The organism is Mycobacterium sp. 852002-51057_SCH5723018, assembly GCF_001667035.1.
In the GTDB taxonomy this organism is placed as follows: Bacteria; Actinomycetota; Actinomycetes; order Mycobacteriales; family Mycobacteriaceae; genus Mycobacterium.
In genome coordinates this window covers 49,932-62,530 of the sequence record NZ_LZIR01000046.1, presented here as the reverse complement: position 1 = coordinate 62,530, position 12,599 = coordinate 49,932, and the positions used below count along the sequence as shown (strand labels likewise).

The window sequence follows — 12,599 nt, the reverse complement described above, 5'->3', positions numbered from 1 at the left end:
TGCAAGCCGACCACCATCCCAAACAAACAATGCAACCGGCTGCTTAAACCCGCCCCTTGACATAGGAGCAACGCACGGTCGCCGGGGGAGGCGACGGGCGGGCCTAGAAGGGCCTAGAAGGGCCTAGAAGGGCCTAGGCGGGCAACGTCAGCGCCGCCTGATGGTCGTGCGTCGGGATGATCGACACCGCATGCCGCGCCAGGTGCAACCGGTGCAGCGTCCGGAAGGCTTCGTCGCGATCCTCATCCACCAAAGCGCCTGGATAGCTTGACTTTTGGCGGACCTTGTCGATTTGCAGCGTGTGCCAGGCCGCGTCGCCGGCGATCAGGATCCAGCCCCGGCCGGTGTGGGCGAGCACGCCGACGCTGCCGGGGGTGTGGCCTCCCAGGTCCACCAGGATGATGGACCCGTCGCCAAACAGATCGCGGCTGCTGGTGAAAGTCAGCACCGGCGGTCCGTCCAGGTCGTATTCGGTGATGGGCCGGTCGCGCAGTGAGTCGCGGACACCGCCGACGGGGGCGACGGGCCCGGAGCCGACCCACCCCCGTTCGCGGCGGTGCAGATGCACCGGAAGGCCGGGCATGTCCAGCAGGCCGGACACGTGATCCCAGTGCGCATGGGTGGGCAACGCGAAATCCAGTGGCGGCGTGTCGGGCAGCCGGTTCAGCGCCGTGATGGTGGGGATGGTGGCGGCGGGCGGGCGGACCGCGACCCGCAGCACCGCGGGAAGCTGGGCGATCGCCCGTTGCTCGACGTTCGTGCACACCGCGGGATCGATGATGAACGTTGCCCCGGGATGCGTGACGACGAACGAGGTCAGCGAGTTCTCGACGCGGGCGGGTGCGAACGTGCCCTCGGCGACGGCGGCGGTCGGCACCGCGCGCGGCACTTGGGGTAGCGCGCTCACCGTCACGGTGTGGCGGGCATCCGGCAGGCCCGCGTCGACGATGCTGCGGAGGAACCGCTCGTCGGGCCGCCTGGGGCGTACCAGGCCCAGGACCAATCCCGCTGCCGCCGAACAGCATTGGAAAACGGTGGGGGACCGGACCGGGTCGGGCCGCGCGTCCGTCGTCTGGGTCATGGCAGGTCCACCCGCACGATGGCGCTGTCGGGCCACAGGCCGCGGTCGCGGGCGCGCCGAAGCTTCTCGCGGGCGCACAGCTCCTGGTGGACGTTGGTCACCCCGGGGACCTTGATCAGCGGCACGGTGTTCCACTGCCAGCCGTAACGCCGGCGCAGCAGGCGGTTGGCCCGCTCGGCGTCGGCGCCCGACAGGATCGTGGCGCGCCCGGTCGTCGTCGCGGCGCCCGGCTGAACCCGGCCGCGGTAGTCGCACGGGGTGAGTTCGACGTCGGGACGCCCGGCCAGCCGCCGGGTTTTCGGCCCGATCTTGGTGCGGAACAGCAGCGCGTTGCCGTCGAGGCCGAACCAGATCGGGGTGTCCACCGGCGTGCCGTCGCGGCGGAACGACCGCAGCAGGGCGTAGCGAGCACTTTCCAGTTCGTCGAGTAGTTGGTTGCGCATGCCGACAGTCAACGACTTAGAGTTGGCTCTAAGTCAAGCGTCGAATGTTTCGGGAGGCCCGTTGGCAGCAAGCCTGACGATCGGAGAGGTATCGCGGCGGAGCGGCGTCGCGGCCACGGCGTTGCGCTACTACGAGCAGATCGGTCTGATCGCGGCACCGGCGCGGCTGGGCGGCCAGCGCCGCTACGACGATTCGGTGCTGGCCCGGCTCGAGGTGATCGGCCTGTGCAAGTCCGCCGGGTTCGCGCTCGAGGAGATCCAGCTGCTGTTCGCCGATGACGCGCCGGGGCGGCCGGCCAGCCGGGTGCTGGCCAAGGCCAAGCTCGCCGAGATCGACGCGCAGATGGAGTCGCTAGCCCGCGCGCGGGCGGTCATCGAGTGGGGGATGCGCTGCACGTGTCCCTCAATTGACGCCTGCACCTGCGGCATTCACCCGCGCCCCGCCGAGATCGCATAGGAGCGGCAATGACCGAACCGCCGCCCATCGCCGTGCAGAACTTCTCCCACATCTGCGTCGGCGTCTCCGACATCGAGGCGTCCCTCGCGTTCTACACCGCGGTGTTGGGCATGGATGTCGTGTTCGACGTCGAACTCGGCGGGACCGGGCTGGACGCGGTGACCGGCGGGGCGGCGCAACAGGGTCGCATGGTGGGCGGGCTGATCGGCGCCGCGATGGTCGAGTTGCTGTCGCTGGGCGCGGTGCCCGAGTGCCCGAGAGGGCCGCACCTGGGCTACACCAACATGTCGTTCCGGGTCGACGATCTCGACGCCGCGTATGACGCCGTTCGGCGCGACCACCCCGGCGTCCGGGCCGAGCCGCCCGTCGACATCGGCGGGGTGCGGATGTTTTTCGTCTACGACCCCGACGGCACCCCCATCGAACTGCTGGAGCTGCCCGCGGGGGCATCTAGCACGGTGCAGCTCTGGCGTCCTGACGCCTGACCCGATCGACAATCGGGCGATGTGTTCCGCGGCCCTGATCGCGGACGTACGCTCACCAAGGGCAATGCTGACCCGGCGCCAAGGAGAGCGGAAATGACGACAGCTGATTGTCCGGCCACCATGTGCGAGGCGTTCCAGCGCACCGCATCGATCGACCCGGACGCCGTCGCAATCACCCTGACGATGAAGCTCGAGCGCAAACCGATCATGGCGAAGTACGCGAACGAGATCGAGGAACTCTATTCCGGTGAGCTGCCCCCGGAAGTTCACGAGCCGTCCGAAGCGGCGACGGTGCAGCCGGCGTGAGCGGGGGATTGACGGTGACCGCGCGTGAAATCGGTCGCGTCGGGGTGCGAAAGCTGCTGCAGCGCACGGGGATCGTTGACGAATCGACCGGGCCGCTGCCCACCGACCGGCCCGAGGTGGTCCAGCTGTTGGCGGCGCCGTGGTATGACGAGCGGCTGATGAAGCTGGCGGCCGAACTCGGGCGCGACCCCGATAGCGTGCGCGCCGAGGCCGCGGGCTACCTGCGCGAGATGGCGCCGTCGCTGGACGAGCGGGCCGTGCGGGCCTGGCGCAGCTTTTCCTGTTGGCTGATGCGGGCGTACGACATTCTGGTCGACGAGGATCAGGTCGCGCAGCTGCGCAGGCTGGATCGCAAAGCCACACTGGCGTTTGCCTTTTCGCACCGCTCCTATCTGGACGGCATGCTGCTGCCGGAAGTCATTCAGGCCAACCGGCTTTCGCCCGCTCTCACCTTCGGCGGCGCCAACCTCAACTTTTTCCCGATGGGCGCCTGGGCCAAGCGCACCGGCACGATTTTCATCCGGCGCCAGACCAAAGACATTCCCGTCTACCGGTTCGCGCTGCGGGCCTACGCCGCGCAGCTCGTGCAAAACCGCGCCAACCTAGCCTGGTCGATCGAAGGCGGCCGGACCAGGACGGGCAAGCTGCGCCCCCCGGTGTTCGGGATCCTGCGCTACATCAGCGACTCTGTCGACGAAATCGAGGGGCCCGAGGTCTATTTGGTGCCGACGTCCATCGTCTACGACCAACTGCACGAGGTGGAGGCCATGACCACCGAGGCCTACGGCGCCACCAAGCGGCCCGAGGACTTCCGCTTCCTGATCCGGCTGGCGCGACAGCAGGGCGAGCGGCTCGGCCGCGCCTATCTCGACTTCGGCGAACCGCTGCCGCTGCGCAAGCGTCTCGAGGAGTTGCGCGCCGGGGAGTCGGGCGCGGGAACGGAGATCGAACGCATCGCGTTGGACGTCGAACACCGGATCAACCGTGCCACCCCGGTCACCCCGACCGCGGTGGTCAGCCTGGCGCTGCTGGGCGCCGACCGCTCGTTGTCCCTCAGCGAGGTCCTGGCGACGGTGCGGCCGTTGGCGAGCTACATCGCGGCGCGGAACTGGACGGTGGCCGGCGCCGCGGACGTGACGAATCGCTCGACGATCCGCTGGACGCTGCATCAGCTGGTCGCCTCCGGCGTGGTCAGCGTCTACGACGCTGGCACCGAACCGGTTTGGGGCATCGGGCTGGATCAGCACCTGGTCGCGGCGTTCTACCGCAACACCGCGATCCACATCCTGGTCGATCGGGCCGTCGCCGAGACGGCGTTGCTGGCTGCCGCCGAAACCGCTGAAATGTCTGCCGACGGTTCGGTTTTGCCGACGATGGTCCGCGACGAGGCGTTACGCCTGCGCGAGTTGCTGAAGTTCGAGTTCTTGTTCTCCGCACGCGCGCAGTTCGAAAAGGACCTCACCGACGAGGTGCGGTTGATCGGGCCGGTGCGCGACACCAGGAAGGCCGCCAGCTCGGCCGATGTGCGGCGGTTGCTGGAACGCGCCGATCTGCTGCTGGCCCATCTGGTGTTGCGGCCGTTCCTGGACGCCTACCACATCGTCGCCGACCGGCTGGCCGAGCTGGAGGACGAATCATTCGACGAGGACGCCTTTCTCACCGAATGCCTCGAGGTGGGCAAGCAGTGGGAGCTGCAGCGCCGGATCGCCAGCGCCGAGTCGAGGTCGATGGAACTGTTCAAGACAGCGCTGCGGCTGGCCCGCCACCGTGAACTGGTCGACGGCTGCGAGGACCCGGACATCGCCCGGCGGCGACGCGAGTTCGCCGACGAGATCGCCACGGCCATCCGGCGGGTCAACGCGATTGCGGAGCTGGCCAGGACGCGGTGATCCCCAGCGGGTGAAGGCCGTCCAGCGCGGCGTGCCGCATCTGCACGGGCAAGCGAATTCGTAGGGGAATCACTTATTTTTCCGCGACTCGACCGGCCGTAGCGTCGAGTCGTCGGCAAAGGGTTGCGCCTGGTCCAGTGATTCGAACGCTCGGTGCAGCTCCATCCGTGAGCGGATGTTGAGTTTGCGGTAGATGCGGCTGAGGTTGACCTCGACCGTCTTCGGGCTGACGAACAGTGCCGCGGCGATCTCACGGTTGCTCATCCCCGACACGGCGAGCTCCGCCACGCGCTGTTCGGAAGGGGTCAGGCCCGCGGGGTGCCGCTTGCCCGGCATGCCCCGTGCCAGCTCGGCCTTGGCGCGCTCGGCCCACAGTGTCGCGCCGAGTCGCTCAAAGGTCTCCAGCGCATCCTTGAGGGTCGTCGCGGCGGCCTCGCGCCGGCGTTGGCGGCGTTGGAGTTGGCCGAGCAGCAATTGGGTCCGGGCGCGCTCGAATGGCATTGGCAGACGGTCATGTTGAGCCATTGCCGACTCGGCTGCTGCGGTCGCCGCGTCGACGTCGCCGCGTCCGGCGAGCAGCATCGCGCGGCAGCGCGCGCCCACGGCGAGCATCCACGCGCGGTCGAGGCGACGACCGTTGCGCTCCAGGCCGGCGATCAGCGGCTCGGCGTCGTCGAGGCGGTCAAGCCCGATCAGCGCCTCCGCGGCCTCGGGAAGGAAGGAGGCCGAGATGATCTCAGTGGCGTCGGGCCATCGTTGCGCGACTGGCAGCAGCGGTTCGAGCGCGGTGACGGCGGCCTGGTAGTCACCACGGGACACCTCTACGAATCCGCCGATGGTGCTGGGCCATTCGGCCAGGCGCATGGATCCGCACCGTCGAGCGGCCGCCATCGCGTCGACGAGGTCGCGGCGCGCGTCGTCGATGCGGCCGACGTAGGCGGCGACCGTCGCCCGGATTGTCAAGGCAATGAATAGCGGAAAGTCGCCGCCGAGCTGCGACGCGCGCTCTATCGTGTCGTCGGCGGTGATTGCCGCGCTCTTCAGGTCACCGCGCCAGATGTCGATGAGGGCCAGATGGAAGGCGACGAAAATCAGCTCGCCTTCCTCACCGACGGTGATGCAGCGGTGGCCGACGGCCGCCATCGCCTCGCGCGCAGCGTCGAGCTCACCCGTCCAAGCGCGCAGCAGGGTCAGCTGCACACTGGGGCGAAACGCCACCGGAATACGCGGGTCGGGTTCCTCCAACTCGACGGCGCGCCGCATGGCAGGCTTGTCGAATCCGCGCCCACTCATGAAATCCAACATGGCTCGCATCCCCAGCGCGGCGCTGAGTGGGCCGGCGGCGCCCAAGCGCTCGGCCTCGGCCACCGCACGTTGGACATAGTCGTAGCCTCGCTCGGGTTTTCCGGCGTTGATCAGAGCGAACGACAAGCTGACCAGGATTCGTGTCGCCAGGCCGGCATCGGTGCCGGTCTCGCCCAGCCCCCGTTCCAGCAGCTCGGCCGCCTCGATGAAACTGTCGTCGTAGAGGCGAACCAATCCGAGCTGATGCAATGCCTGGGCGCGGAGTGGCCCCGCCCGGAGTTCTTCGACTACGGCTTCCAGGATCATGCGTGCATTCCCTGGATCGCCCGCATCGAAATAGTGTGTGGCACAGCGGATCCGGCGAGACGGGTCGTCAGCACCCAGGCCTTTGGCCAGCTCCAACAGCTCGGCCGCGGCCGCGGGGGCCCCGCGACTGCGGGCGATTTCGGCTGCGGTGTCGAGGGCTTCGATGGTGTGTGGTTCGCCGGTGGTGTCGGAGAGGGCGAGGTGGCGGGCCCGTAGTTCTGGTTCGTCGACCAATTCGGCCAGCCGCCGGTGCATGTCGCGGCGGCGCCGCGGCGAGGCGCTGGTGTAGACACCGCGCGCCAGGATCGGGTGGGTGAACTGGATTCGGTTTCCGTCGATCTCCAGCACCGCCTGCGTTTCGGCGTCGACGAGCGACTCGATCAGACGATCGGGTGTCGTGCGGGTGGCGTGGGCCACCAGCTGTACGGTCGGATCGGGCAAGCTGGCGATCGCGAGCAATGCGTCTTCGGCGCCGACGCCGAGCCGGCTGATCCTGGCATTCACCAGGTCGCTGAGGCTCCCGGGCAAGGTCAACTCGGCGGTGCGTTTGGTGCGGATTTCGCGGGCCAGTTCCAATGCGAAGAAGGGGTTTCCGCCGGCGACCTCGTGAATGCGCAGCAAAGTAGGTCGAGGAACCCCCTCACCGAGTCGAAGCGTGAGAACCTGGTGCAATTCGCCAACCGTCAACGGCTGCACTCGGATTCGGTGCACAGCATCGGGACTCGGAAGCTGCAGCCGCGCCACCCCGTCCTCGGTGCGTGTGGTGCACAGCAAGACCGCATTCCGGGGAAGCCTTCGCGCCACGAAGGACACCGCGTTGGCGCTGGAGGTGTCCAGCCACTGAAGATCGTCGATGGCGATCAGCACCGGGCGCTGGGCGGCGAGGCGGGTGATCACGGCTAAGAAGGCCGCCGCTACCGCGCGTGCGTCTGTGTTCTGCGCTTCGCTGCGGCGGCGCAACAGAGCGGCATCGAGGCCCTGTTGCTGCGGCGGCGGTAGGTCTTCCCATATCGAGTCCTCGACGGAGCTGAGCAGGTCGGCCAATACGTTGTAGGCCAGCACCGATTCGGCGGCGGCCGCCCGGCTGGTAAGCACTCGGAAGCCGCGCTCGCGTGCCCGGCCCACCGCGTCGAGCCACAGTGTCGTCTTACCGATCCCCGGATCGCCCTCGATCACCAGCGCGGACGTCGCGCCGGGCGCCGAGGCCAGGAAATCGGCCAGCGCCAGCTCCTCGGCCCGTCGGGCGACCTTCAGCTCAGGCTTCATGGCACCCGGCCCGGGGGCGGCGCGGAATCGAGGGCGTCAGACTTGGGCTTTTCCCGCCGAAGGGACACGGGTAGACGGTACTCAAATTCCAGGCTGCGCCCGGCGTCATTCCGCAATCTGGGCCGGGCTTTGTGCGAGACCGCCTGCCCGAGACCGCGATTGACCCGAACGTGCCGCGCGCCCGAAGTTGTCCGCACTCGTGGGGTCGCCGGCGAACTCCGGTCGTAGAGTGGTGGCTATGCCGCTTACAGGTGAATACGCACCCAGCCCCTGGGATTGGTCCCGCGAACAGGCCGACAAGTACGCCGAATCCGGAGGTACCGAGGCAGCGGACATGAAGGGGAAGCCCATCATCCTGCTGACCACGGTCGGAGCCAAGACCGGCAAGATCCGCAAAACCCCGCTCATGCGCGTCGAGCACAACGGCGAGTACGCGATCGTCGCCTCGCTCGGCGGGGCCCCGCAGAATCCCGTCTGGTACTACAACGTCAAGAAGAACCCGCGGGTCGAGCTGCAGGACGGCGGCGTCACCCGCGATTACGATGCCCGCGAGGTGTTCGGCGACGAGAAGGCCGCCTGGTGGGAGCGTGCCGTCGAGGCCTGGCCTGATTACGCCGAATACCAGAAAAAGACCGACCGCCAGATTCCGGTGTTCGTGCTGACCCCGGTCAGCTAATTCCCAGTTGGCCGGCATGGCACCATTGATCGGTGTCCGCTGAACTGAGCCAGAGCCCGAATAGGTCGCCGTTGTGCGCGGCCGACATCGACGCGGCGGCCCAGCGGATCGCTTCGGTGGTCACGCCCACGCCGTTGCAGTTGAGCGACCGACTGTCGGCGATCACCGGCGCGCAGGTCTACCTCAAGCGTGAAGACCTGCAGGTGGTGCGCTCCTACAAGCTGCGCGGCGCCTACAACCTGCTGGTGCAGCTGTCCGGCGAGGAGCTGGCCGCCGGGGTCGTGTGCTCGTCGGCGGGAAACCACGCGCAGGGTTTCGCGTACGCGTGCCGCACGCTGGGCGTGCACGGCCGCGTCTACGTGCCGGCCAAGACGCCGAAGCAAAAGCGTGACCGGATCCGCTACCACGGCGGGGAGTTCATCGAGCTGATCGTGGGCGGATCGACCTATGACCTGGCCGCCGAGGCGGCGTTGGCCGACGTCGAGCGCACCGGCGCCACCCTGGTGCCGCCATACGACGACCTGCGCACCATGGCCGGCCAGGGCACCATCGCGGTCGAGCTGCTGGACCAGCTCGATGCCGAGCCCGACGTGGTGGTGGTCCCGGTGGGCGGGGGCGGCTGCGTCGCCGGCATCACCACCTACCTGGCCGAGCGCACGACGAACACCTCGGTGCTGGGCGTGGAACCGGCCGGCGCCGCGGCGATGATGGCCGCGCTGGCCGCCGGCGAGCCGGTGACGCTGGACCACGTCGACCAGTTCGTCGACGGTGCCGCGGTGAAACGGGCGGGAACGCTGACCTATGGCGCGCTGGCCGCCGCCGGGGACATGGTGTCGATCACCGCGGTCGACGAGGGGGCGGTGTGCACCGCGATGCTCGACCTGTACCAACACGAGGGCATCATCGCCGAGCCCGCAGGCGCGTTGTCGGTGGCGGGCCTGCTCGAGGCCGACATCGAGCCCGGCTCGACCGTGGTCTGCCTCATCTCCGGCGGCAACAACGACGTGTCCCGCTACGGCGAGGTGCTGGAGCGCTCGCTCGTGCACCTCGGCCTCAAGCACTACTTCCTGGTGGACTTCCCGCAGGAACCGGGTGCGTTGCGCCGGTTCCTCGACGACGTGCTCGGGCCCAACGACGACATCACCTTGTTCGAGTACGTCAAGCGCAACAACCGGGAGACCGGTGAGGCGCTGGTCGGCATCGAGCTGGGGTCGGCCGCCGATTTCGATGGCCTGCTCGCCCGGATGCGGGGGACGGAACTCCATGTCGAGGCCCTCGAGCCCGGCTCGCCGGCATACCGTTACCTGCTGTAGGCGTTGACCTTTCGCCGTTGGATTTCAAACATGGGCCAGCCGGACGGAATCGGTACACCGGGTTTCGGCGCGCTCAGCGCCGGCAGCCTGGCGTTCGTCGTGCTGCTTGCCGCGGGTGCGATCTGGGTCGCTCGGCATGAGGGTCTGGCAAGCCGACTGTGGGCGAGGCTGTGCGAAGTCGCGCTTTTCGGCCGGGTGGTGGCGTGGGCACGCGAGCGGGTCAGCGCCAGGGGATGGGCGCACCGATTGCCCGCGTACGAGGTCGCCGGCATCGCCCTGCTCGCCGGGTCAGCCGTCGTGGTGGCGCTGGCGGCCGGCTTCACCGCCGTCCTCGAGGACGTGCTCGAGGGCGACGGCATCGCCGGTATCGACCAACCGGCGGCCGCGTGGGTCGCCACCCATCGGGACCTGTGGTTGACCTCGGCGCTGCGGGGGGCCACCGAGGCGGGGGGCCCCGTACCCCTGGCCGCCCTCGCCGCCCTGACCTGCGCCGCGGTCGTCTGGCGGTGCAGAACGTGGCTACCCGTGGTGCTCGCTCTGGTCGGGGTCAGCGGGATCGCGCTGGTGATCGTCATCGCCAAAGCACTGGTGATACGGAACCGTCCCCACATTTCTTTCGCCGTGCTGGCCGAGGACGGATATTCGTTTCCCTCCGGACACGCAGCCGGCGCCACCGCGATCGCGTTGTTCTCGGCATGGATGCTGACCCGCTGGCTGATCGCCTCGTGGACCGGGCGAGTGATCGCCTGGACCGTGTTGATCGGCCTGGCCGCCGTGATCGGGTTCTCGCGGGTCTATCTGGGGGTGCACTACGTCAGCGACGTCGTGGCCGGCTGGCTGCTGGGCATGGCCTGGGCCGGGATCGTGATGCTGGTCGGATCGTGGTGGGACAACACCCGTCGAGCGCGCGCTAGGGCCGGCGGCGCGGCGCCAGGTAGGACGGAAGTGGGGTAGCGGCGTCCAGGTCGTCGGCCGGCACCGGCGCTGCGGCCGTCAGGCTCAGCGGCACCACGCCGGCCCAGTGCGGCAGCGCGCCGTCCTCCGGATCGTCGACCGGGCCGCCTGCGCGCACCTTGGCCGAGACCTCGACGAGGTCCAGCGCGAGCACCCCGGTCGCGGCGAGCTCGCGCTCGTTCGGGGCCCGGCAGTCGGCGGCGCGCCCGGGCCGGATGTGATCGAGCAGGCCGCGCAGGGCCCGCAGCTTCTCGGCCGGATCATCGACGACCCGGGCTTCGCCCACCACGACCACCGAGCGGAAGTTCACCGAATGGTGCACGGCCGCGCGGGCCAGCACCAGCCCGTCGAGGAGGGTGGCGGTGACGCAGACGGGCAGACCCCGGCCCGACTCTTCGGCCGCCTTGGCCGCAAGCAGCGGGCCGCCGCCGGTGGAACCGTGCAGGTAGAGCGTCTCGCCGAGGCGGACGTGCGTCGTCGGCAACACGACCGGCCTGCCGGATTTCAGGTAGCCCAGGTGACAGACCAGCGCTTCGTCGAGGATCTGGTGCACGGTTTCGCGGTCGTAGCTGGCGCGCTCCCGGTAGCGGGTGGGCGTGGTGCGGGCAGTGGGGCGGTATGCGGATTCCAAGCGATTGCCTTAAATATTGTCCTAGTACATAATTATCCTCATGCCAGTACAATATACGGGGACCGGCGCGGAATCCATAGCCGCCAACGTCGAGGAGGCCATCTCCCGCGGCGCCCTGGCACCCGGCGATGCCTTGCCGCCGATCCGCGAACTGGCCGGCCAACTCGGGGTGAACGCCAACACCGTGGCCGCGGCGTACCGCCTGCTGCGCGATCGCGGGGCGATCGAAACCGCCGGGCGGCGCGGCACCCGGGTCCGGCACCGCCCGGCGACCACCCCCCGCTCGCTGCTCGGGCTTGACGTCCCGCCCGGCGTGCGCGACCTGTCGACCGGCAACCCGGACCCGGCGCTGTTGCCGATCGGCTTCGCCCGGATCCCGCGGCCCAGGCCGGTGCTGTACGGGGAGCCGGCCGTGTCGCCGGAGCTGGCCGAGTTCACCCGTCGGGCGCTCCGCGACGACGGCATCCCGGCCGATCACCTCGCGGTGACCAGCGGAGCGCTGGACGGCATCGAGCGGGCCCTGGCCGCGCACCTGCGCCCGGGGGACCGGGTGGCCGTCGAGGACCCGGGTTGGGCCAACCTGCTGGATCTACTTGCCGCGCTTGGTCTTTCGGCCGAGCCGGTGCGCGTCGACGACGACGGGCCGCTGGTCGCCGACATGGACCGGGCGCTCGGTCGGGGGGTGCGCGGGGTGCTCATCACGAATCGCGCGCAAAACCCGTCCGGCGCGGCGCTCTCCGCGGCTCGCGCGGAGGCCTTGCGCGGCTTGTTGGCCGGTCACGCCGACGATGTGCTGCTGGTCGAGGACGATCACTGCGCGGGCATCGCCGGCGCGCCGCTGCAGTCGCTGGCCGGATCGACCCGCCGCTGGGCCTTCGTGCGCTCGGCGTCCAAGGCCTACGGGCCCGACCTGCGCGTCGCGGTGCTGGTCGGGGACCGTCGCACCGTCGAGCGCGTGCACGGGCGCCTGCGGTTGGGCCCGGGCTGGGTGAGCCACCTGTTGCAGGACATCGCGGTCGGCCTGTGGTCGGACGCGGCGGCGTCACGGCTTGTCGGCGAGGCGGAGGCGCGATACGCCGGCAACCGGACCCGGTTGTGCGCCGCGTTGGCCGAGCGAAGCGTGGCCGCCCGCGGCCGGTCCGGGCTCAACGTGTGGATTCCGGTGCCCGACGAGACCGTCGCCATCACCCGGCTGCTCGGCGCGGGTTGGGCCGCGGCGCCGGGAACGCGTTTCCGGATTCGCACGTCACCCGGAATGCGCGTCACCATAGCCGATTTGAGCGACGACGAGATCGACCCGCTCGCCGACGCTGTCGCCCAGGCGGTGCGGGCTATCGGGCGTCCCAGCGTGTAGCTGCCCGCGAGGTGCATGTTGGTGTCTCTCGACCAGCGGCCCTGGTCATTTCGTTGAGCGTCAGCGGCACAACGGTGCCGTTGATATCAGGCCGGCTCCGGCGCGAGCACGCGTTTGGTGGCCAATCAGGCTG

12 protein-coding genes are annotated in these 12,599 nt (G+C 69.3%); 8 read left to right on the top strand and 4 right to left on the bottom strand.

The features are described from left to right. Positions 1 to 133: 133 nt before the first annotated feature. Both A5764_RS11000 and A5764_RS10995 read right to left on the bottom strand, forming a co-directional pair. On the bottom strand, positions 134 to 1,081 hold the full coding sequence (locus tag A5764_RS11000; RefSeq protein WP_067112994.1) for an MBL fold metallo-hydrolase: 948 nt from the start codon (positions 1,079 to 1,081) through the stop codon (positions 134 to 136). Further along, positions 1,078 to 1,524, bottom strand: a complete 447-nt coding sequence (locus A5764_RS10995; RefSeq protein ID WP_067112984.1) for a PPOX class F420-dependent oxidoreductase — start codon at positions 1,522 to 1,524, stop codon at positions 1,078 to 1,080. The genes A5764_RS11000 and A5764_RS10995 overlap by 4 nt, the downstream gene beginning before the upstream one ends. Positions 1,525 to 1,585: 61 nt before the next feature. Here A5764_RS10995 and A5764_RS10990 point away from each other — a divergent pair, with 61 nt between their 5' ends. The 4 genes from A5764_RS10990 (at position 1,586) to A5764_RS10975 (ending at position 4,661) form a co-directional block, all read left to right on the top strand. Then, a complete protein-coding gene (locus A5764_RS10990; RefSeq protein WP_067112982.1) occupies positions 1,586 to 1,981 on the top strand; it encodes a MerR family transcriptional regulator in 396 nt (131 codons plus the stop codon). Between the two features lie 8 nt (positions 1,982 to 1,989). Further along, positions 1,990 to 2,466: a VOC family protein gene (locus A5764_RS10985; protein ID WP_067112977.1), complete on the top strand. Its 477-nt coding sequence runs from the start codon at positions 1,990 to 1,992 to the stop codon at positions 2,464 to 2,466. 93 nt (positions 2,467 to 2,559) lie between these two features. Next, on the top strand, positions 2,560 to 2,772 hold the full coding sequence (locus A5764_RS10980; protein WP_156664619.1) for a hypothetical protein: 213 nt from the start codon (positions 2,560 to 2,562) through the stop codon (positions 2,770 to 2,772). Between the two features lie 14 nt (positions 2,773 to 2,786). Further along, entirely contained in the window at positions 2,787 to 4,661 is a 1,875-nt protein-coding gene (locus A5764_RS10975; RefSeq protein ID WP_156664618.1) for a lysophospholipid acyltransferase, read from the top strand. Between the two features lie 69 nt (positions 4,662 to 4,730). Here the strand turns inward: A5764_RS10975 and A5764_RS10970 are convergent, their stop codons facing one another. Then, the gene (locus tag A5764_RS10970; protein ID WP_067112963.1) at positions 4,731 to 7,538 is read right to left on the bottom strand and encodes a LuxR family transcriptional regulator; all 2,808 of its coding nucleotides are present in this window, start codon (positions 7,536 to 7,538) and stop codon (positions 4,731 to 4,733) included. A gap of 238 nt (positions 7,539 to 7,776) precedes the next feature. Here A5764_RS10970 and A5764_RS10965 point away from each other — a divergent pair, with 238 nt between their 5' ends. Genes A5764_RS10965 through A5764_RS10955 form a run of 3 tightly spaced genes read left to right on the top strand, consistent with a single transcriptional unit; the run spans position 7,777 to position 10,481 of the window. Continuing rightward, complete coding sequence (locus A5764_RS10965; protein ID WP_067112960.1) at positions 7,777 to 8,214, top strand: nitroreductase family deazaflavin-dependent oxidoreductase; 438 nt, start codon at positions 7,777 to 7,779, stop codon at positions 8,212 to 8,214. Between the two features lie 32 nt (positions 8,215 to 8,246). Beyond that, positions 8,247 to 9,527, top strand: coding sequence for a threonine ammonia-lyase (gene ilvA, locus A5764_RS10960; RefSeq protein WP_067112958.1), 1,281 nt, complete (start codon positions 8,247 to 8,249; stop codon positions 9,525 to 9,527). Between the two features lie 30 nt (positions 9,528 to 9,557). Further along, complete coding sequence (locus A5764_RS10955) at positions 9,558 to 10,481, top strand: phosphatase PAP2 family protein (protein ID WP_067112956.1); 924 nt, start codon at positions 9,558 to 9,560, stop codon at positions 10,479 to 10,481. Here the strand turns inward: A5764_RS10955 and A5764_RS10950 are convergent. Then, positions 10,438 to 11,112 (bottom strand): pyridoxamine 5'-phosphate oxidase family protein, encoded by a 675-nt coding sequence (locus A5764_RS10950; RefSeq protein WP_067112948.1) that lies wholly within the window; start codon positions 11,110 to 11,112, stop codon positions 10,438 to 10,440. The two genes, A5764_RS10955 and A5764_RS10950, sit on opposite strands and share 44 nt — an antisense overlap. Before the next feature lie 40 nt (positions 11,113 to 11,152). Between A5764_RS10950 and A5764_RS10945 the strand changes: the two genes are divergently transcribed. Continuing rightward, positions 11,153 to 12,466 (top strand): aminotransferase class I/II-fold pyridoxal phosphate-dependent enzyme, encoded by a 1,314-nt coding sequence (locus A5764_RS10945; protein WP_067112940.1) that lies wholly within the window; start codon positions 11,153 to 11,155, stop codon positions 12,464 to 12,466. The last annotated feature ends 133 nt before the right edge of the window (positions 12,467 to 12,599 follow it).